Source organism: Pseudomonas sp. Pme6b (genome assembly GCF_058129925.1).
In genome coordinates, this window is record NZ_CM176704.1 from 1,987,579 (window position 1) to 2,007,026 (window position 19,448).

Consider the following 19,448-nt stretch of genomic DNA (forward strand, 5'->3'; position numbering starts at 1 on the left):
TTTCCATCCACCGCATTTGCGCAGATCATCTATCCATTCCCAACAAGAACGGACGTGTCATGAACTTACCTCTTCAGGGCATCAAGGTGGTGGAGCTGGGCCAGCTTATTGCCGGACCTTTTGCGGCGAAGATCCTTGCCGAGTTCGGTGCCGAGGTCATCAAGGTCGAGCCGCCGCTGACCGGTGATCCTTTGCGCAAATGGCGTTTGCTGCACAACGGCACCTCCGTATGGTGGGCGGTGCAGTCGCGCAACAAGCAGTCGGTGACCCTCGACCTGCGTCAACCAAAGGCGCAGGAGATGGCCCGCCAGCTGATCCGTGATGCAGATGTGCTGGTGGAGAATTTCCGCCCCGTTACACTTGAGGGTTGGGGGCTCAGTTGGGAAGAGCTACATGCCCTCAATCCGAAACTGATCATGCTGCGCGTCTCCGGCTATGGGCAGACCGGCCCGTACCGTGACAGGCCGGGTTTTGGCGTAATAGGCGAGGCGATGGGCGGTTTGCGTCATTTGTCGGGCGAGCCAGGGCGTACGCCGGTGCGTGTCGGTGTGTCGATCGGCGATTCACTTGCAGCGTTGCACGGCGTGATCGGCATTCTGCTGGCGCTTCGTCACCGAGAACAGAATGGCGGTGATGGGCAGCAGATAGATGTCGCGTTGTACGAGTCAGTGTTCAACGTGATGGAAAGCCTGATTCCCGAGTATTCGGTATTCAGTACTGTCCGTGAGCCAGCAGGCAGCAGCATGCCAGGCATTGCACCAACCAACGCCTACCGCTGCAATGATGGCAAGTACGCGCTGATCGCAGGTAATGGCGACAGTATCTACCGCCGGTTGATGGAAAAAATCGGTCGAATGGATCTGGCCAATGACCCCGAGCTTGAGCACAACGACGGGCGGGTCAGGCATGTGGCACGCATTGATGCTGCCATTTCGACCTGGACCGCCGAGCGCTCGATGGACGAAGTTCTTGCTGCACTCAACGAGGCGCGTATCCCGGCAGGCAAGATCTACGACGCTGCCGATATCGCCGGCGACCCGCATTATCAGGCGCGTGACATGTTGTTGCAGAGCGCGCTGGATGACGGCACGCCCGTTACCCTCCCGGGGATTGTGCCTAAACTTCAAGGCACGCCGGGCCAGGTAAGAACGCCCGCGCCGACCCTGGGTCAGCACACCGACGCCGTTCTCGAAGCACATGGTATAGACGCAGCCACTCGCGCCGAATGGCGTCGGCTTGGCATCATTTGATCCGAAATGCGGCCTTTGCCGTAAACAGAACTCTATTCCAAACGGAGCTGATCCCGTGATTGATCATCTGGACCATCTTGTATTGACCACTGCTGATGTTGACGCCTGCAAGGATTTTTACGTACGTGTCATGGGTATGGCCCCTGAACGCTTTCGCCAGGGCCGACTGGCGTTTCGCTTCGGCAATCAGAAAATCAATGTCCATGAGCGTGGTAAAGAGTTCGAGCCCAAGGCCCATCTGCCTGTGCCAGGTGCGCTGGACTTGTGTTTCATTGCCAGCATCCCGCTGGCTCAAGTCATCGCACACCTGCAGGAGCAGGACTGGCCTATCGTTGAAGGTCCGGTGGAGCGTACCGGCGCCACCGGGCCGATTCGTTCTGTGTATGTGCGCGATCCTGATCTGAACCTGATCGAAATTTCCGAATTGGCCTGATTCAGGTCGGCGACGGACTGATCCCTTCCGTGATCGCGGCAGGTCTGGCCTGACCGGTTTTCGGCAGGGGCAAAGGCTCGGGTTGTTTCGGCTCGTCCTCGCCATTCAGCGCCCGGTGCATCTTTTCGCTGTCCAGTGCGCCGACCCATTTGGCGATGGCCATGGTGCCGACGCCGTTGCCGATGGTATTGGTGATCGCCCGCGCTTCGGACATGAAACGGTCCACGCCCAGTAACAGCACCATGCCCGCGACAGGGATGGTGCCAAGTGACGCGAGGGTCGCGGCGAGAATGATGAAGCCTGAACCCGTGACACCCGCCGACCCCTTGGAGGTGAACATCAGCACCACCAGTACGATCAACTGGTCGGCCAGGGTCAGTGGCGTATTGGTCGCCTGGGCGATGAAGATCGCGGCAATTGTATAGTAGATCGCCTGTCCGTCCGGGTTGAAGGTCAGGCCGGATGGAATGATCATTCCTGCAACCGGTTTTGACACGCCGGCTTTCTCCATTTTCGAGATCATCTGTGGCAGCACCGATTCAGATGAACTGGTGCCCAGCACCGTGAACAGTTCTTCCTTGATGAAACGCAGAAATTTCCAGAGGCTGAACCCGCTGTAGCGGCATATCGGCCCGAGTACGAAGATCACGAACACTGCGCAGGTCAGGTAGACGCAGGCCATCAGTTTGCCCAGAGAAAACAGCGAACCGAAACCATATTTACCTATGGTGAAGGCAATTGCGCCGAATGCGCCGAGCGGTGCCAGGCGCATGACCATGTTGACGATTCTGAACATGCCCTGCATCAGGCTGTCCAGCGCATCGACAAAAGGTTTAGCGCGCGGACCTACCTGAGCCAGAGCGATCCCGAGCAGGATCGAGAACAGCAGGATTTGCAGAATATTGCCCTTGGCGAATGCGTCGATGATGGTGTCGGGAATGATGCCCATCAAAAAGTCCATGAACGACGAATGCTTCGCCGCGCTGGTGTAGGTGCTCAGGCTGGAAGAGTCCAGCGTTGCCACATCAATGTTCATCCCGGCACCGGGTTTGAATACATCCACCACGACCAGACCAATGACCAGCGCCAGGGTCGACACCACTTCAAAATAGATCAGTGCCCAAAACCCGACGCGGCCCAGCTCCTTCATGTTTTCCATGCGCGCGATGCCGGACACCACTGTCAGGAAAATCACTGGTGCGAGTAGCATCTTGATCAGCTTGATGAATGCATCGCCGATGGGTTTGAGCGCTGCGCCGGTTTCCGGTGCCACAACGCCAACGATGGCGCCTAGAATGACCGCGAGTAAAACCTGTACGTACAGTTTGCCTAGAATGCTTTTCATGACCGGGTCCTGAGTTTTTATTGTTGTCAGGAAATGCCCGGAGACTCGGCAGGTCGGTCTCCGTGGCGTTGTACCGCGATACGACGATGATCTGGCGAACGCGCCTCAGCGGTTGATCAGTTGCAGTACCGCGTCGGTGACCTGCCTGGTGGTGGCCGTGCCGCCGAGGTCCGGGGTATGCAGACCGCTTTCGGTGACCGCCTCGATGGCCGACATCAGGGTCTTGGCCGCTGCCGATTCACCCAGATGCTCAAGCATCATCGCAGCGGTCCAGAGCGTTGCAATCGGGTTGGCGACGCCTTTGCCGGTGATATCGAAGGCCGAGCCGTGAATCGGTTCGAACATCGACGGGAAGTTGCGGCCTGGGTTGAGGTTCGCGGTAGGGGCGATGCCCAGGCTGCCGGACAGGGCGGCAGCCAGATCGGAAAGGATGTCGGCGTGCAGGTTGGTGGCAACGATGACATCCAGCGACGATGGCTTGAGCACCATGCGCGTGGTCACGGCATCCACCAGCTCCTTGTCGATCCTGACGTCCGGGAAGTCCTTGGCCACTTCGTAGAAAATCTCGTCCCACAACACCATGCCATGGCGCTGCGCGTTGGACTTGGTGACCATGGTCAGGTGCTTGCGCGGGCGAGTGCGCGCCAGTTCGAAAGCGAAGCGATGAATGCGCTCTACACCGGCCCGTGTGAACACCGAAACCTCGGTTGCGACTTCCTCTGGCAAACCACGATGCACGCGCCCGCCATTGCCGGAGTACTCGCCCTCGGAGTTTTCGCGAACGACGACCCAGTCGATCTCGTGGCCGTTGTGCAGCGGGCTCTTTACGCCAGGCAGAACGCGCGCTGGACGTACGTTGGCGTATTGGTCAAAGCCCTGGCAGATCGGCAGGCGCAAACCCCACAGGGAAATATGGTCGGGTACATTCAAGGCACCCACTGCGCCGAAGAAAATCGCATCGAATGTCTTGAGTTCGGCCAGACCGCCTTCAGGAATGTAGTGGCCGTTCTTCAGGTAGTTATCCGAATTCCAGTCAAAGTGTTTGAAGGTCAGGTCGAAGCCGGATTTTTTCGACAGCGCCTGCAGGACTTCAACACCTGCGGCGATCACTTCCACGCCAATGCCGTCGCCGGGTACTGCTGCAATGTTGTAACTGCTCATGGTCCACTCCACTGTCCGGTGCTTTTTGTTGTGCCTGCGAACGCTCTGTTCGACAGGGTGTGGAAGGAGTATATGTAGTGAACCGGAACGTATGAGTTACTCGAAATCACTACATAATTAACTTTGAGTTACCAATGAATCAGACACAGGACCTGTCGTTTTTCCATCTGTTGGCTCAGCAGGGCAGTCTTGCCGCGACAGCCCGCGAACTGGGCGTGACGCCGCCTGCCATCAGCAAACGCTTGAGCCTTCTGGAAGCGCGGCTCGGCACACGCCTGGTGAATCGCACCACGCGGTCCATGAGTCTGACTGCCGAGGGCGAGTTGTATTTCAGCCATGCGGCGCGGATTCTGACCCAGATCGATGAAGTCGAGCAGTTGATCACCAGCAGTTCTGCCAGCCCCAAAGGGCTCATCAGGGTCAACGCTTCACTGGGTTTCGGTCGCCGCCATATAGGCCCGGCACTGGCGGCTTTTTTTGCCCGTTACCCCGAGGTTCAGATCCAGCTGGAAATCAGTGACCATCCACTGGATTTGGCCACCCATGGTTTTGATCTGGGCATTCGTTTCGGCAGCCTTCCGGACGCGGCCTTTCATGCGCGCAAGATCGCATCCAATCGGCGTCTGCTCTGCGCATCACCGCTGTATCTGGAAAAGCACGGTACGCCGACACGTCTGGCGGAACTGCAGCACCACAATTGTATTTTTCTGCGTCAGAACGAAACACCCTACGGGGTGTGGAGCTTCAGCAACGGGGGGCGTACGCAGAACGTCAAGGTACATGGCGCATTGGGCTGCAACGACGGTGAGGTCGCGCTGAACTGGGCGCTGGAAGGGTTCGGCATTTTGCTGCGCGCCGAATGGGACATTGCCCGGTACGTGCGCAGTGGCCGTCTGCGTCTGGTGCTTGAAGACCAGACACCCACTCGGGCGGACGTCTACGCGGTCTATCCGCAGCAGTTGCATTTGTCCGCCAGGGTGCGTTGTCTGATCGATTTTCTGGTGGAGCGTTTTGCCAGTCTGGATCAGGTTGTCCCGCTGCAAGACCCGCATTGAGCTCTGGACGTCAGCAGCCCTTCGAAGCAGCTCCGTCCTTTGGTACGAATGCAGCCTTGTCGCCCGGTTTGGTAATGACGTAAGCGCGTCGCCACGGCTGGTCGTCTATCAGTTTCCAGCGATGGCCAGGGCCGGTGGTGTCCTGTGCCAATAATATTTCCCCTGGGCGCAGTACGAAATTCTCTCCACCCGTGGTGGAAAATTCGAGCGTGCCTGAAAGGGTGATCACGTATTGCTCTTCCGGTGCGGCGTGCCAGTCATATTGCGAGTGCGCCGGGGTTTCCTTGAAGTGCAGGGCGTTGACATCGGTCATTGCCTTTTGATCAATCGAGCCTTCGATGACGTGTGACAGATTGTCGGGGCCTGTGCACAGCCTGTATGCCTTGATGCCCTCGGTTACAACGATAGGTGGCTTCTTGGTCGCGTAGGCTGAGCTGACCGGCAACATGACTGCTGTGGTGATGGCTGCAAGGCCTGCCAATTGGCAAGCCGTCGAGCGCATCAGGCGAAAACGATTGTTCGATTGCATAATACGTTCCTGAGCACGACAAACTGCATAAGCCCTGATCGCCAGTCGTGGTGATCGAAACAGGGGCTGGGCAGATTCGCCCACGCAGCGGATCGAACCACATCCGTTAACGGTTAAAAATTATCTTTAGTTTCATGTTGCCGGGTGCCGCGGCGTCTACCTGTTGTCATATTCATCTATGTCACCCGCCACCCTGAGTTTCCTTACGCTAATGACTCAATCAGTCAGGCTTTCAAGGAGCCTTGGATGCACCCCAGAAAAAGAATTGAAAAACGGTCCGTTGACCATCATCCCGGCATGCCAGCGTTTAGCGTGCCTTTCGATCATCCTGATGATGCGGCGCGCTATGCCCATGAGCGGATCGGCAATCGGCGTGACCGTGAATACGGCGGCTTTATTCTGGTTCGCAAGGATGGCAAGTACGTTGCGACCGAACCCATGAACGGCAGCCGGTTCAGCTTTGACCCCGACGAAGTCTTTCCGCGCAACGATGAGGAGGGGTATGTGCTCTACCCGCAAGGGTATGACGACTATGCGATTTACCATTCTCACCCGTCACTTCAGGCCGGGCTTGAAGAATGGCCGGAGCGTGAAAAGGTTACTTACCCGGACAGTTTTTCAGCGGGCGACATCTATGCAGCGATCGATGACCAGGAGGTTTGTCCGGCGACTTATCTTTCCGGACCTGACGGCTCCTTGATCAAATACACGCTGTCCCGTTCTGCCGCCGAAGACACGCTGTTCGCGCGCGTAGCCGGACCGCCAGGCATGCCGCACCTGAGTGAACTCAGTCAGATCCACAAGGCGCTGCAGAACCTCACCATGCTGCCCAGTGATGTGGTCCGGTTGCTGGCAGGTGCCGGGGATCTGGAAGTGATAGTGCCCAGTCGTCTGTGGGGGCGGGTCGGGAAAGTGTCTACAGACTGGCGCCCTTATCCGGACGATGCCGCCACTCGCACGCCTCCTGTGACATCGCCTGCAAGCTGCGCCGTGCAATGGCCACCCAGGCCTCTGAGCCTCAGCGTGCCGTTTACCCGTGCTGATGAAGCTGCACGTTACGCGCACGGCCGGATCGGTACTCGCATTCATTCGCAGATCATCGGTTTCCTACTGTTCAACCCGGTAACGCGCGCTTACCTGATCGCCGAGCCGATCCTTGAAGATGGCGCTCCGGTCTACGCACCCTGTTCGGCGTTTCACCCCGATGCTTACTACCGGCCTGCATTACCTGATGGCTATCGTGTTGACGGCATGTATTTTTCATCTGCCAACCTCGTAGCTGAGGGCGGGCGTGAAGTAGTGAGTGATTTCTTCGACCCGGACGATCTGCATCGCATGTTCAGTTATCGTTACAAGCCTGCACAGCGACCCAAAGGCTCGCCAATTCGTTACGGCTTCGAGATGTCGGCAGTTTATTTCTCGGCAGCCGATGGTGCGCTGCTCGCGTACACACCCAGCCGGTCCGACGAGGAGCTTCGGCTTTTACGAAGCGTATCGCGCGTGTACTCGGGGGCTGAGTCCATCCAGGCGCAACTCGCCGCAGGTACGATCAATGTGCAGGACTTTGTTCGCGCAGTGGCACGAGCCGGGCACCTGCGCGTGCTGCAGACCAGTAAGCGCTGGCCTCATGCCGGGGTGGTCAGCCCCGTGTCATGAGCCCTTCGCTGCAAACCCGCGTGTTTCCCATGCGAATCACAAACTGAACTGCAACTGAACAATCCAGTGCCGCGCCGGGAAAACCTTTGGATACCTGAACTTATCGGCGTTTTCTCCCTCTCATGCCGGTAGCCATTGATCGCGGCGGCCTGATAAGCTCGCGGCTTTACTCGTTTGCCCTTTTGGCGCATGAACAAGGAATTAGCATGAAACAGCATCGGTTGGCAGCGGCGATTGCCCTGGTCGGTCTGGTACTCGCAGGTTGTGACAAGCAAGCCAGCACCGTAGAGCTGAAAACTCCGGCACAAAAAGCGTCTTATGGCATCGGTCTGAACATGGGCAAAAGCCTGGCTCAGGAAGGTATGGATGATCTGGATTCCAAGGCTGTGGCCCTGGGTATCGAAGACGCAGTCGGCAAGAAAGATCAGAAACTCAAAGACGAAGAGCTGGTTGAAGCCTTCTCGGCCCTGCAGAAGCGCTCCGAGGAGCGTCTGGCCAAGATGAGCGAAGAGGCATCGGCCGCTGGCAAGAAATTCCTCGAAGAGAACGGCAAAAAGGATGGCGTGGTCACCACTGCTTCCGGCTTGCAGTATCAAATCATCAAGAAAGCGGATGGCGCTCAGCCTAAGCCTACCGATGTTGTGACTGTTCACTACGAAGGCAAACTGATTGACGGCAAGGTCTTCGACAGTTCCGTTGAACGCGGCAGCCCGATTGACCTGCCTGTAGGCGGCGTTATCCCGGGTTGGGTCGAAGGTCTGCAACTGATGCACGTAGGCGAGAAGATCAAACTCTTCATCCCTAGTGATCTGGCGTACGGCGCGCAGAGCCCGAGCCCTGCGATCCCGGCAAATTCGGTACTGGTCTTTGACCTTGAGTTGCTTGGCATCAAAGACCCGGCAGCTGCTCCGACAGCTGGTGCTGATGCTGACGAAGAAGAAGAGGCAGCTCCTGCCGCTTCGGCTCCGGCCAAGAAGTAACGCACTACCTGGCTACAGAAAACGCCCTGTCTCGACAGGGCGTTTTTGTGTCCGGCTTATTTCCCGAACGCTTGGCCATTCGGGCAGTCCCACTATCATGGAAGCGCGCAGTAGCATTGTCCGACAGTCCGGCAAGGTAACGGCACTCGCTTGAGCGTGGGGGCGGTTTCACACCTTTGTAGCTTTTTTTGTGAGTAAAAAACGCCCGATTTGACTGTGGTCCCCCGATAACGGGGAGTTCAGGCATGAAAAAAGCCACTGTTCACAAGGTTATCCACAATTATTGTGGATAACCTTGTGGTACCGGCCAGGCAGGTTCGTCGGATCTGCTTTTATCGAAAGACATTTTGCTGAACGGGAGTGGGTATGAAAGCGCCGTGGAATTTTATTCGTTATCTGCCCGGAGCCCGGCGTCTGCTGGCAGCGGGGCGACTGCCAGGGTTGTTGTTTGCAGTCGCACGCAAGGGCAACAGTGAAGGTAATCGTCTGGGCAAGCTCAAGGACGATCTGCGTTTGCTCCAGGCCTTGTGTCTGGCTTACTGGCGTGGTGAGTACCGAAGCATCAGTCCTAAAGCCATTTTGTCCATTGTCGCGGGCCTGATGTATTTCCTCAGCCCGCTGGACGCTATTCCTGACTGGATTCCAGGGTTGGGTATGTTCGATGACATCGCAGTGCTGGCTTGGGTCACCAAGCACTTGAGCGACGAACTGGATGCTTTTCGTGCATGGCGCGAGCAGCAACCGCCCGAGAAACTCATCGTGGTCGAGCAGTTGCCCAAGACTCAGGCGCTGTTGGAGAAAGAGCGGGGTAAGGTGTAAGTCTCACCGATTGAACACAAGCCATAGCGTTCCGCTGTTAAGATGCCAGCCTATGAATCAAGCCTGATCAGTGTGCGGTCGTGTACTACAAGGTGACTCTATGGATCTTCAAGTGATATCCCGTGACGGTGAGCCGGAATATGCAGTGCTGCCCTGGGCTCAGTACCAGGCACTGCTCAAGGCTGCCGGGTTGGTCGGCAAGGCGCGCCAGGAACCGGTTGCATCGACTTCCGGCATCGCTGCCGGTGAGCTTCCAGGGTTCGATGAGTTGCGGGCGCTGCGCGAGGCCAAAGGTCTTGAAGTGGCCAGCCTGGCCCGTACGGTCGGCATCAGTCCGTCTTATCTGGAGTTGATCGAGAATGGTACTCGTCAGCCGGATGCTGCAATCAAGCGCAGCCTGGCATGGGAGCTTGGAGTGCCGGGCTGGCGAGGTGAGTCGTGAGCGTGCGCATCAGCCGTCAGCATTGGGACGGCCTGCTCAATGAGCTCGATCAGGCGCGCCGCCAGCGTCATCTGCTGACCTATCGCGCGTTGGTCGAGCGTTTGCAATTGCCCAGTCCGGCCATGCAGACTCTGACCGCAGCTCTGGAGCATCTGGCCGCCATGGACGCCCGCGCGGAACAGCCTTTGCGCAGCTCGCTGGTGATCAGCCAGGGCGCAAGCCGCTTGCCGCGCCCAGGTTTTTTTGAATGCGCAGAGCGTCTCGGACGCTTCTCTGGCCCGTCAGATGGCGTCGCCGCCGCTTCATGGCACGCCGCCGAAGTGGTTCGGGTGTTTGAATACAGCTACCCGGAAGTGGAGGTGCAGTAGCGATTCGGCCCCCGAATCTTCAGTGGCTGTATCGACCCCTTCGTGGGTAATGCGGATCGCCGCCCGGTCACTCCCACAACAGCGAACCTGAGGGAGCGAGCTTGCTCGCGAAGTCGCACGTTCAGCTCATTTACCCTCACGCTTGTACCAATAAATCCAGCCGCGTCGAATCGATCACATGAATGCTCGCGCCAGCAACGTCCTTGGCGAAATGTTTGGCTTGTGAGGCCAGGTCGGACAGCTGGCTGGCATCGACCAGCGTGCAGCTTTCTTCGTGCAGATGTACTACGCCAATCGACAGTGATAACAACGGGAACTCCTGACGCTGCGCCTGCCGGTTGAGGGCGACGAAGCAACCGGCTTCCAGATGCTCCGCGCGGTAGAAACGTCGGCATTGATTCTGGAAATCATCCAGCAGGGTTTTCAGGCGCCGCTCCCAATCCTCGACGCCCAGCACCATCAGAAAATCATCCCCGCCGATGTGTCCGACAAAGTCCCTGCTTGGGTCGATACGGTCGTTCAGGCACTGCGCGAGACACAGCAGCACTTCATCACCACGGGCGTAACCGTAGATGTCGTTGAAAGGCTTGAAGCTGTCAATGTCCACGTAGCAGATCACCGATTCGCGGCCCTGTTGCAGCAGACGCGTCAGGCATTGCTGTATCGGAACATTGCCGGGCAGCAGGGTCAGCGGGTTAGCGTAACGTGCCTGCTGGATTTTCATCTCGGTAATCAGCTTCAGAACATCGATTACCCGTCCCAGGCCCAGATAGGTACCGTTGGAGGTGATGATGAAATCCTCTTCGATGCGCTGCCGGGCTCGGCTGGTCAACAGTCGGCTGACCTGTTGCAGTGACTGGCTGACTTCCACGGCCAGAAAGTCATCACTCATCAGGCGGCTGATTGGCTTGCGGGCAAACAGTTCGGTACCAAAGGGCTTGAGCAGTGCCACGGACAATGAATGCCTATGGACGATGTCGCAGGGCCTGGCCTCGTCGTCCAGCACGGCCAGCGAATTGAGATTGGCCTGCCTGCGAAACGCTTCCAGCACCTCAGCTGTGGGCGTGGACTGGCTGACTGATGGTTGCGGGTTGAGCAGGGCAGAAAGGTCTGCCGCTTCTTCGTTCAACGGCGCGCTGGTGGTCTCTGCCTTGGGCAGCATGGCGCGGGTTTCGCGTGGCGGGCGCTCTTGCGGACGGGCAAGCAGATAGCCCTGAACCAGATCCACGCCCATGTCCTTCAGCGCCGCCAGCTCTTCGGGCAATTCGATGCCTTCAGCAATCACGGTCGCTCTGGAAGCCTTGGCCATCTGCAGCATCGAGCCAACGAACTCGCGCTTCACCGCATCCTGGTGAATTCCGTCGATGAAGTGCCGATCGATTTTCACGTAGTCCGGGCGCAGCTCCGACCAGAGTCGCAAGCTCGAATAACCGGCACCCAGGTCATCCAGCGCGATGGAGAAGCCCATGTCGCGGTAGTGGTGCAGCGCGTTGTACAGCAGGTCGAAATCATCGGTGGGCATCTGCTCGGTCAGTTCGATGACTACATCCTTGGGCGCGATTTGATAACGGCGCAGCATTTCCAGGGTGCGGCCCGGTGGATGAGACGTTTCGAGCAGCGATTCGGGAGAGACGTTGAGAAACAGCTTGCCCGGCAACTTCTGCTGGCTGAAACGCCGGCAGGCGCTGTCACGGCAACTCAGTTCCAGCTCACTCAGGCGGCCTGCCTGTCGAGCGATGGAAAACAGGTTCAGGGGCGAATGCAACGCGCTGTTGGACGGTCCGCGGGTCAAGGCTTCATAACCCAGAATGCGACGTTCCGATAGCGACACGATGGGCTGGAACAAGCTGTGCAAATCACCACGAGCCAGAATTGAACTCAGTGTGCTCAACTGCTCGGTTAGGGTCATGGTCGTCTCGAAGAGGATAAAAAAGGGCTGAGCGCTTGCGCGTTCAGCCCCGTATTTCACGACAGCTTCGTGACTGTTTGATGACGTTGAAGCTAAATGGCCATCAATGAGTCTGTCTTATTTTTTTGCCACAGCGGCGCTTAGCCCCAGATAGTCGATCAGAATACGCCCGGTCTCTGCCAGGTAGGCATCGTCCTCGGGTTTGGTTTTCTCGTCTTCCACCGGCAGCGCGTCTTCGTCTTCCTTCTTCAACTCTTTGAGCGGCTCTTCACCCTTGGCCTTGCGGCGGGTGTTTTCCAGCGCGAGCTGCTTGCTTTCGATGGACGCATGCTCTGCACGACGGTCGGCTTCATTGAGGCTGACCGTTTTTTCGTTCATCAGCTTCTTGGCCAGCGCCAGACGGTCTTCAATGAACACGAACTCGGCGTCTTTCGCCGAACGTGCTTCATGACGTGCCTGCAACTGCGCCAGGAACGGCTTGAACGGGTCAATTGCCGGCTTGATCGCCGGTTTGATGCTGTCCCACGGCATGGCCTCGGGCAGCGCGCTCTCGCCGATTTCCTTGGTATCGATCAGCGACGGGTAAGTGATGTCCGGCACTACACCCTGATGCTGGGTGCTCTGACCGGAAACCCGGTAGAACTTGGCCAGTGTCAGCTTCAGTTCGCCATGATTGAGCGGCTGAATGGTCTGCACGGTGCCTTTACCGAAGGTCTGGCCACCGATCACCAGTGCGCGGTGATAATCCTGCATCGCGCCAGCGAAAATCTCCGACGCCGAAGCGGACAGACGGTTGACCAGCAAGGCCATAGGGCCTTTGTAGAACGCGCCTTTGGCTTCGTCTTCCAGCACATCGACCTTGCCGTCGGCATTACGCACCAGCACGGTCGGGCCCTTGTCGATGAACAGACTGGTCAGCTCGGTCGCTTCCTGCAACGAACCGCCACCATTGTTACGCAGATCCAGTACCACGCCATCGACCTTCTCGGCCTGCAGCTCGGTAAGCAGTTTCTTCACGTCACGGGTGGTGCTCTTGTATTCCGGATCGCCAGCACGGTAGGCCTTGAAGTCCAGATAGAACGCAGGGATGTCGATGACCCCGAGTTTGTAGTCCTTGCCATCCTGTTTGAGGTGCAGGATCGACTTCTTGGCCGCCTGCTCTTCAAGTTTCACCGCTTCACGGGTGATGGCGACAATCTTGCTGGTCTGGTCATTCGGCGCATTGCTGGCCGGGATGATCTCCAGACGGACCACGGAACCTTTCGGACCGCGGATCAGCTTGACGACTTCATCCAGACGCCAGCCGATTACATCGACCATTTCCTTGTCGCCCTGGGCAACGGCCACGATCTTGTCGGCTGGCGCGACCTGCTTGGTTTTGGCCGCAGGGCCTGCCGGGACCAGACGCACGATTTTCACGTTGTCGTTATCGCTCTGCAACACAGCGCCGATGCCTTCCAGCGACAGGCTCATGTTGATGTCGAAGTTTTCTGCGCTGTCAGGCGACAGGTAGTTGGTGTGCGGGTCGTAAGACATGGCGAAGGTGTTGATGTAGGCCTGGAAGATATCTTCGGCGCGAGTCTGGTTCAGACGGGCCTGCTGATTCTTGTAGCGCTTGGTCAGGGTTTCCTGGATCTTCGCCGGGTCCTTGCCTGCGATCTTCAGGCGCAGGACTTCATCTTTTATGCGCTTGCGCCATAGCTCGTCGAGCTCGGCAGTGTCCTTGGGCCATGCGGCGTCCTTGCGGTCCACCAGCAGGGTTTCCTTGGTATTGAAGTCAAGCTTGTCGACGCCCTTGCTCAACTCAGCCAGCGCGAAGTCCAGACGCGCCTTGATGCGGTCCAGGTAGCGCTTGTAGATAGTGAAACCCGGATTCAGGTCGCCACTTTTGAGGAAGTCGTCGAACTGGAACTGCCATTTGTCGAATTCGGCAATGTCGCTGGCCATGAAATAGCTGCGCGAGGGGTCCAGTTGCTTGATGTAGCTCTGGTAAATAATCGCTGAACGCTTGTCGTCCAGGGGCGGCTTGCTGTAGTGATGTCGTTTGAGCAGCTCAACCACGTTGAGGCTGGCAATCACTTCGTCGCGGTCCGGCTGAAGATTATCCCAGCTGTTGGCGGCAAAGGTACTGGCTGACATCGGCAAAACGCTAAGGCCGACAAACAGTGCGAGGGCAGTGCTGGGGAATAATTGCTTCATGCTGATTCGACGCGAGGACAATTGATAACGCATATTAGGCCGTCTTTGAGGTCGCCGGTTCCTTCGGACCCGGCCGCATAATGCAAAAGCCCGGGCAAAACAGCCACGGGCTCAGTCTGGACTCACTATGGAGGCACCGTGAAGGCATTGCAAGGCGTTGAAGGACATGTGGAATGGGTCGAGGAGCCGAGTCCGGCCCTTGATGTGGGGCAGGTACGTATCAAAGTGGCTGCGGCAGGTTTGAATCGAGCCGATCTGTTACAGCGCGAGGGCAATTATCCGCCGCCGCCCGGGGTCACTCAAACGCTCGGTCTGGAGTGCTCGGGTGTGATCGCCGAAGTGGGTCCGGGCACGTCCTGGGTGGTCGGAGACCGCGTCTGCGCGCTGTTGGCGGGCGGGGCGATGGCTGAAGAAGTGGTGGTCGACGGGCGACATGTACTGCCAGTTCCAGAAGGGCTGTCGCTGCATGAGGCCGCCGCCATCCCTGAGGTGTATGCCACCGCGTGGCTCAATCTGTTTCAGCTGGCAGGCCTCAAGCCGGGTGAAAAGGTGTTGTTGCACGCAGGCGCAAGTGGGGTTGGTTCAGCCGGTATTCAGCTTTGCAAAGCGTTCGGCAACCCGGTCTGGGTCAGTGTCGGTTCGACCGAGCGTCTGGCCTATTGCGTCGAACTGGGAGCACAGGGGGGCGTAGTACGTAGCGAAAGTCTTGAAGGCCTGAACGATTTTGCACCGTTCAACGTCATTCTCGACCCGGTGGGCGCAAGCTACGCCGAACTCAACGTCAAACTGTTGGCTCTGGACGGTCGCTGGGTGCTGATCGGTATCATGAGCGGGCGCGAGGCGCAGGTGGATCTGGCGCACGTGCTGGGCAAACGTATCCAGTTGATGGGTTCGACCTTGCGCAGTCGCGATGACACATTCAAGGCCGACCTGCTCAGCGACCTGGGCCAGCACGTCTGGCCGCTGTTCACTGAAGGCCGCCTCAAGCCGCAACTGGCGAAATCCTTTGCGATCAAGGATGCCGACGCTGCGTTCGAAGAGCTGGCGACCAACACGGTGTCCGGCAAGATCGTGCTGGTCATCGACGAAAGCCTGGTCTGACCCGTCGGTGCCTCTGGACTCAGCTCCAGTCGTGCACCGGCCAGCCTGCTTTCTGCGCGTGTTCCAGTAACACGGCATCGGGGTTGACCACATTGGGGTGGTCAACCTTGAGCAGCAGCGGCAGGTCATTGCGTGAATCCGAGTAGAAGCTCGCCCCCTCAAGGTTTTCCCCTTCGGCGTCCAGCCACTCCATCAGGCGCGTGATCTTGCCTTCCCGATAGGTCAGCACGCCGACCGTGGCACCGCTGTACACGCCATGTTGCACGTCCAGTTCGATACCCAGCACTTCGTCGATCCCGAGGCGTTCTGCGATGGGTTTTACCAAGTGCACACCTGACGCCGAGATCACCAGAATCCGGTCGCCTTTGGCGCGATGCTGAGCAATACATTTGCAGGCGTCGCTGTAGATGATCGGCTCGATGACGTCCTCAACCCACGGGCCGACCAGATGATCGATTTCTTCAGGCGTACGGCCAGCCATGGGTTCAAGGCTGAACGCCATGTAGTCTTCCATTGCCAGCTCACCTGCGCTGTAGGCGGCCATCAGTTCGTCGTTGCGTTGCATGAACGAGGTTGAGTCGACCCAGCCCAGGCGACCCATCTGCTCGCTCCAGAGCGTGGCACAGTCGCCGCCGATCAGGGTCTCGTCCAGGTCGAAAATTGCCAGGGGCATGTGCGTTTCTCCTAAAAGTCTGTTGAATCAGCTGTCAGCTTCACGCTTGGCGTCTTGATCGGCAAGCGTGTGGCGTTATCCGTGCAGAACAAAATCAGTTCAGAGCACGGTTAGTTCAGAGCACAGAGCGCCGACGGTTCGATGTTCAGTGTTACACGCCTTCCATCCGGGTGCAGGTCGTCGGCGCTGCGGTTCAGTACGTCGACCACCAGTTCCACGCCGCGGGCCTGTATCCGGTAGCGGATGACGTTGCCGAGCAGACTGTGACTGCGTACTTCGCCTTCCAGTTCGCCGGTCAGGCTCAATTGGATCGATTCAGGGCGAATCGCAATACGGCTGGTGATCGGGCGTTGCATCAGGCGCGTGGCGTCTTCGGCTTCCAGCAGGTTGTAGTTGCCGATGAAGCCCGCAGCGAACACGTCAACCGGAGCGGTGTAAAGGGTTTCTGCGTCACCACTCTGCACGATCCGGCCTTCGTTCATCAGGAAGATGCGGTCGGACATGGTGAGCGCCTCCTCCTGATCGTGGGTCACGAAGATCGTGGTAAGGCCCAGCTCGCGCTGAATGGCGCGGATCTGCTCACGCAGGTTTTTGCGAATTCGCGCATCCAGTGCCGACAGCGGCTCATCAAGCAACAGCAGGCGTGGGCGAGTGACCAGCGAGCGCGCCAGAGCCACGCGCTGGCATTGCCCGCCGGATAACTGATGCGGATAACGCGTGGCAAAGTCGTGCAGCTCGACCATGCGCAGAATATCGGCAACGCGCTTTTCGCTGTCGGCCGCACTGACTTTCTGAATTCGCAGGCCAAACGCGACGTTTTGCTCGACGGTCATGTTGGGAAACAGCGCGTAGCTCTGGAACACCATGCCGATGTTGCGTTTTTGTGGTGTGAGCGGCACCAGGTCAGTGCCATCAAGCAGGATGCGCCCGCTATTGACTGGCGTCAGCCCGGCAATGCAGCGCAATAACGTGGACTTGCCACAGCCGGACGGGCCGAGCAAGGTGACAAACTCGCCTTTCGTGATACTGCAGTTGATGTCGCTGAACACTGACGTGCTGGCATAGCTTTTCTGCAGGTTTTCAATGCTGACAAAACTCATTTCAGTCTTTGTCCTTGTTCAGTCGATTGGCGGCCCAGGTCAGCACCAACACGAAGAGGAAATAGGAAATCACCAGCGCGCTGTTGAAGTGACCGCTGCTGTTGCGCATGTTGTTCAGGTAGACCTGCAAGGTTTCATAGCGGGTGCCGACCAGCAGGTTGGCGAACACGAATTCGCCAAACAGGAACGAGAACGACAGCAGCAGGGCAATCATCAAGCCCTTGCGCAGGTTAGGCAGCACGACCATGAAAGCCGCCTGCCAGGTGCTGGCGCCGAGCAACTGGGCGGCATCCATCAGGTCCGTGAGGTTGATGGCCTGCAGGTTATTGGTGATGGCGCGGTACATGAAAGGCAGGGCAACAGTGAAATAGCAGCCGATCAGAATCCACGGCGTGCCGACCATGGCCATGGGGCCGGAGCCATAGAGTTGCAGCAGGCCGACCGACGAGACCACGGGAGGCACGGCGAACGGCAGCAGGATCAGGATGTTCATCAGCCCGTCGAGGCGCGGGAAGTAGTAATGGACGACAAACAGCAGCGGCAGAATCAGCACCACCGAGAGTATCAACGCGCCGACGCATACCAGTAGTGACTGGCCGAACGCCGCCAGAAAACGCGGATCGCTCCACAGCGCCACGTACCACTTGAAGGTCAGGCCACTGGGCAGAATGGTCGCCGACCAACTGGTGGAAATCGAGTACAGAAAGGTCCCGGCCAGCGGTAATAACAGGATCAGGAACAGCAGGTAAACCACGGTTTTGTGGTAAATGCCCGCAGGCCGTCGTTCAGCGCGCGACATGGTAGCTCCTCTTCAACAGCCACTGATGGACGACTGTGACCAGAGTCATGAGGCCGACCAGAATCATCGCCAGAGCGCTGGCCATGTTCGGGTCCAGAGTGATATCGCCTGCCACCATCGCGGCAATGCGGATCGGCAGCACGTTGAAATTGCCGGTGGTCAGGGCGTACACCGTGGCATACGCGCCCAGCGCGTTGGCCAGCAGAATCACGAACGTACCGAGCAGCGCAGGGGTCAGGACCGGCAGGCCGATATAGCGCCAGAATTGATAACTGCTGGCACCCAATAGCGCCGCCGACTCGTTCCAGTCCTCGCGCACCGCGTCAAATGCCGGGTAGAGCAGCAGCACGCCAAGCGGGATCTGGAAGTAGGTGTAGAGGATGATCAACCCGGTCTTGGAGTACAGGTTGAAGTCATCAATGATCCCGGTTTGCTTGAGGATCAGGGTCAATGCGCCGTTGAAACCCAGCAGAATGATGAATGCGAACGCCAATGGAACGCCGGCAAAGTTGCTGGTCATGTTGGCGAACGAATTGACGAAATCGCGCAGCCGCGAGTCTACCTTGCGCAGCGAATAGGCACCCAGCACAGAGATGATGATGCCGAACAGGCTCGACCAGAAGCTGATCTCCAGGCTGTACTGGATCGCCTGCCGATAGAACTTCGAGCTGAACGCTTTGGTGAAGTTTTCCCAGCCCCAACCGGCGTCGCTTTGCAGGCTGTGAATCGCCACCCAGAGCAGCGGCGCAATCTGAAACACAATGAAGAACACGGCAAAGGGCACCAGGCACAACAGCCCCAGCCACTTGCCTCGGGAAAATCGGGTCAATTGAGCATCTCCCGGCAGACCGGTTTGTCGTGATGTATGCCGAGCAATTCGCAGATGGTGCCGCACAGGTCGGTCTGGCGTGGCGCTGCATCATTCAGGCTGAACGCATCACCCAGCACGAACAGCGGCACTTCGCGTTCCTCCGGCAGCAGGCCATTGTGCGAGCGGTCGTTGTTCATGCCGTGGTCGGCGGTCACCAGCACTTGATAACCCGCGTCCAGCCAGCGTTGCAGGTAGTCAGCCAGAATGATGTCGGCATTGCGGGCGGTGTTGCGATATTGCGCAGTGTCGAGGCCGTGCTTGTGCCCGGCGTCGTCGATGTTCATGGGGTGAATCAGCAGAAAGTTCGGTGCATGTTTCAGGCGCAGGCTTTCAGCGTCGGCGAACAGGTGCGAGTCCGGGTAGTGATCGGCCCAGTAGAACAGCCCGTGCTGAATGGGTAGTTCCGTTGCCTCGGTATGACGATCGCGTGCCGTGTCGAACGGCGTGCGGTTATACAGCTCGCTGAACCAGTGATAGGCCGCCGCTGCGGTGGTCAGGCCGGCGTCACGAGCGTAGTGAAAGACGCTGCGCTGGTTAGACAGGCGTGAAACGTTGTTATGCACGATGCCGCTGTCGATAGGCGCGACCCCGGTCAATATGCATTCGTACAGGGGGCGGGAGAGGGCGGGTAGCTCGCATTCCAGCTTGTAGAGCGCGGCACGGCCAGCATCATGCCAGGCTTGAAGATGGCCCATTGCGTGGCGCGCCACGTCGTAGTTGAGGCCATCGAGCACGATCAGGATGACGTTGTGTTTCAT

General features: G+C 58.2%; 19 protein-coding genes. 9 read left to right on the forward strand and 10 right to left on the reverse strand.

Annotated features, from left to right (window positions below; all coding sequences use genetic code 11):
- Positions 1–59 precede the first annotated feature (59 nt).
- Entirely contained in the window at positions 60–1,250 is a 1,191-nt protein-coding gene (locus AC4ANE_RS09125) for a CaiB/BaiF CoA transferase family protein (protein WP_031594860.1), read from the forward strand.
- Between the two features lie 55 nt (positions 1,251–1,305).
- The gene (locus AC4ANE_RS09130; protein ID WP_002552629.1) at positions 1,306–1,683 is read left to right on the forward strand and encodes a VOC family protein; all 378 of its coding nucleotides are present in this window, start codon (positions 1,306–1,308) and stop codon (positions 1,681–1,683) included.
- A gap of 1 nt (position 1,684) precedes the next feature.
- On the opposite strand, the gene AC4ANE_RS09135 is transcribed toward AC4ANE_RS09130, so the two are convergent.
- Together AC4ANE_RS09135 and AC4ANE_RS09140 are read right to left on the reverse strand one after the other, a co-directional pair.
- Positions 1,685–3,028, reverse strand: coding sequence for a dicarboxylate/amino acid:cation symporter (locus tag AC4ANE_RS09135; protein WP_002552630.1), 1,344 nt, complete (start codon positions 3,026–3,028; stop codon positions 1,685–1,687).
- Between the two features lie 105 nt (positions 3,029–3,133).
- Positions 3,134–4,189, reverse strand: a complete 1,056-nt coding sequence (locus AC4ANE_RS09140) for a tartrate dehydrogenase (protein WP_002552631.1) — start codon at positions 4,187–4,189, stop codon at positions 3,134–3,136.
- Positions 4,190–4,323: 134 nt separating this feature from the next.
- On the opposite strand from AC4ANE_RS09140, the gene AC4ANE_RS09145 reads away from it, so the two are divergent.
- A complete protein-coding gene (locus AC4ANE_RS09145; protein WP_002552632.1) occupies positions 4,324–5,244 on the forward strand; it encodes a LysR family transcriptional regulator in 921 nt (306 codons plus the stop codon).
- Positions 5,245–5,254: 10 nt separating this feature from the next.
- Here the strand turns inward: AC4ANE_RS09145 and AC4ANE_RS09150 are convergent, their stop codons facing one another.
- On the reverse strand, positions 5,255–5,773 hold the full coding sequence (locus AC4ANE_RS09150) for a cupin domain-containing protein (protein WP_002552633.1): 519 nt from the start codon (positions 5,771–5,773) through the stop codon (positions 5,255–5,257).
- A gap of 246 nt (positions 5,774–6,019) precedes the next feature.
- On the opposite strand from AC4ANE_RS09150, the gene AC4ANE_RS09155 reads away from it, so the two are divergent.
- The 5 genes from AC4ANE_RS09155 to AC4ANE_RS09175 all read left to right on the forward strand — a co-directional run bounded on the left by AC4ANE_RS09155 (position 6,020) and on the right by AC4ANE_RS09175 (position 10,038).
- A complete protein-coding gene (locus AC4ANE_RS09155; RefSeq protein WP_002552634.1) occupies positions 6,020–7,429 on the forward strand; it encodes a DUF4329 domain-containing protein in 1,410 nt (469 codons plus the stop codon).
- A 206-nt stretch (positions 7,430–7,635) separates the two neighbouring features.
- On the forward strand, positions 7,636–8,409 hold the full coding sequence (gene bamJ / locus AC4ANE_RS09160; protein WP_002552635.1) for a BamJ family beta-barrel-assembly machinery protein: 774 nt from the start codon (positions 7,636–7,638) through the stop codon (positions 8,407–8,409).
- A gap of 366 nt (positions 8,410–8,775) precedes the next feature.
- Complete coding sequence (locus AC4ANE_RS09165; protein ID WP_002552636.1) at positions 8,776–9,228, forward strand: YkvA family protein; 453 nt, start codon at positions 8,776–8,778, stop codon at positions 9,226–9,228.
- Between the two features lie 100 nt (positions 9,229–9,328).
- On the forward strand, positions 9,329–9,670 hold the full coding sequence (locus tag AC4ANE_RS09170) for a helix-turn-helix domain-containing protein (protein ID WP_002552637.1): 342 nt from the start codon (positions 9,329–9,331) through the stop codon (positions 9,668–9,670).
- Positions 9,667–10,038 (forward strand): hypothetical protein, encoded by a 372-nt coding sequence (locus AC4ANE_RS09175; RefSeq protein WP_002552638.1) that lies wholly within the window; start codon positions 9,667–9,669, stop codon positions 10,036–10,038. The genes AC4ANE_RS09170 and AC4ANE_RS09175 overlap by 4 nt, the downstream gene beginning before the upstream one ends.
- Positions 10,039–10,174: 136 nt before the next feature.
- Here the strand turns inward: AC4ANE_RS09175 and AC4ANE_RS09180 are convergent, their stop codons facing one another.
- Both AC4ANE_RS09180 and AC4ANE_RS09185 read right to left on the reverse strand, forming a co-directional pair.
- Positions 10,175–11,947 (reverse strand): bifunctional diguanylate cyclase/phosphodiesterase, encoded by a 1,773-nt coding sequence (locus AC4ANE_RS09180; protein ID WP_460408859.1) that lies wholly within the window; start codon positions 11,945–11,947, stop codon positions 10,175–10,177.
- Positions 11,948–12,064: 117 nt separating this feature from the next.
- Positions 12,065–14,146 (reverse strand): carboxy terminal-processing peptidase, encoded by a 2,082-nt coding sequence (locus AC4ANE_RS09185; protein ID WP_004657761.1) that lies wholly within the window; start codon positions 14,144–14,146, stop codon positions 12,065–12,067.
- 138 nt (positions 14,147–14,284) lie between these two features.
- Between AC4ANE_RS09185 and AC4ANE_RS09190 the strand changes: the two genes are divergently transcribed.
- On the forward strand, positions 14,285–15,247 hold the full coding sequence (locus AC4ANE_RS09190) for an NAD(P)H-quinone oxidoreductase (RefSeq protein ID WP_002552641.1): 963 nt from the start codon (positions 14,285–14,287) through the stop codon (positions 15,245–15,247).
- A 19-nt stretch (positions 15,248–15,266) separates the two neighbouring features.
- Here AC4ANE_RS09190 and AC4ANE_RS09195 read toward each other — a convergent pair whose 3' ends face one another.
- The 5 genes from AC4ANE_RS09195 to AC4ANE_RS09215 form a co-directional block, all read right to left on the reverse strand.
- Positions 15,267–15,920, reverse strand: coding sequence for an HAD family hydrolase (locus tag AC4ANE_RS09195; protein ID WP_002552642.1), 654 nt, complete (start codon positions 15,918–15,920; stop codon positions 15,267–15,269).
- Between the two features lie 110 nt (positions 15,921–16,030).
- A complete protein-coding gene (locus AC4ANE_RS09200; RefSeq protein ID WP_002552643.1) occupies positions 16,031–17,020 on the reverse strand; it encodes an ABC transporter ATP-binding protein in 990 nt (329 codons plus the stop codon).
- 1 nt (position 17,021) lies between these two features.
- Positions 17,022–17,819 (reverse strand): ABC transporter permease, encoded by a 798-nt coding sequence (locus AC4ANE_RS09205; RefSeq protein ID WP_002552644.1) that lies wholly within the window; start codon positions 17,817–17,819, stop codon positions 17,022–17,024.
- Positions 17,806–18,648 (reverse strand): ABC transporter permease, encoded by an 843-nt coding sequence (locus tag AC4ANE_RS09210; protein WP_002552645.1) that lies wholly within the window; start codon positions 18,646–18,648, stop codon positions 17,806–17,808. Before AC4ANE_RS09210 ends, AC4ANE_RS09205 begins: the two co-directional genes overlap by 14 nt.
- Entirely contained in the window at positions 18,645–19,448 is an 804-nt protein-coding gene (locus AC4ANE_RS09215) for an alkaline phosphatase family protein (protein WP_002552646.1), read from the reverse strand. Before AC4ANE_RS09215 ends, AC4ANE_RS09210 begins: the two co-directional genes overlap by 4 nt.

What these genes read in the sequence shown, in the direction of transcription:
- AC4ANE_RS09125 (WP_031594860.1), top strand. Translation starts at nt 60, where the DNA reads ATGAACTTACCTCTTCAGGGCATCAAGGTGGTGGAGCTGGGCCAGCTT.
- AC4ANE_RS09135 (WP_002552630.1), bottom strand. Translation starts at nt 3,028, where the DNA reads ATGAAAAGCATTCTAGGCAAACTGTACGTACAGGTTTTACTCGCGGTC.
- AC4ANE_RS09140 (WP_002552631.1), bottom strand. Translation starts at nt 4,189, where the DNA reads ATGAGCAGTTACAACATTGCAGCAGTACCCGGCGACGGCATTGGCGTG.
- AC4ANE_RS09145 (WP_002552632.1), top strand. Translation starts at nt 4,324, where the DNA reads ATGAATCAGACACAGGACCTGTCGTTTTTCCATCTGTTGGCTCAGCAG.
- AC4ANE_RS09150 (WP_002552633.1), bottom strand. Translation starts at nt 5,773, where the DNA reads ATGCAATCGAACAATCGTTTTCGCCTGATGCGCTCGACGGCTTGCCAA.
- AC4ANE_RS09155 (WP_002552634.1), top strand. Translation starts at nt 6,020, where the DNA reads ATGCACCCCAGAAAAAGAATTGAAAAACGGTCCGTTGACCATCATCCC.
- bamJ (WP_002552635.1), top strand. Translation starts at nt 7,636, where the DNA reads ATGAAACAGCATCGGTTGGCAGCGGCGATTGCCCTGGTCGGTCTGGTA.
- AC4ANE_RS09165 (WP_002552636.1), top strand. Translation starts at nt 8,776, where the DNA reads ATGAAAGCGCCGTGGAATTTTATTCGTTATCTGCCCGGAGCCCGGCGT.
- AC4ANE_RS09170 (WP_002552637.1), top strand. Translation starts at nt 9,329, where the DNA reads ATGGATCTTCAAGTGATATCCCGTGACGGTGAGCCGGAATATGCAGTG.
- AC4ANE_RS09180 (WP_460408859.1), bottom strand. Translation starts at nt 11,947, where the DNA reads ATGACCCTAACCGAGCAGTTGAGCACACTGAGTTCAATTCTGGCTCGT.
- AC4ANE_RS09185 (WP_004657761.1), bottom strand. Translation starts at nt 14,146, where the DNA reads ATGAAGCAATTATTCCCCAGCACTGCCCTCGCACTGTTTGTCGGCCTT.
- AC4ANE_RS09195 (WP_002552642.1), bottom strand. Translation starts at nt 15,920, where the DNA reads ATGCCCCTGGCAATTTTCGACCTGGACGAGACCCTGATCGGCGGCGAC.
- AC4ANE_RS09200 (WP_002552643.1), bottom strand. Translation starts at nt 17,020, where the DNA reads ATGAGTTTTGTCAGCATTGAAAACCTGCAGAAAAGCTATGCCAGCACG.
- AC4ANE_RS09205 (WP_002552644.1), bottom strand. Translation starts at nt 17,819, where the DNA reads ATGTCGCGCGCTGAACGACGGCCTGCGGGCATTTACCACAAAACCGTG.
- AC4ANE_RS09215 (WP_002552646.1), bottom strand. Translation starts at nt 19,448, where the DNA reads ATGAAACACAACGTCATCCTGATCGTGCTCGATGGCCTCAACTACGAC.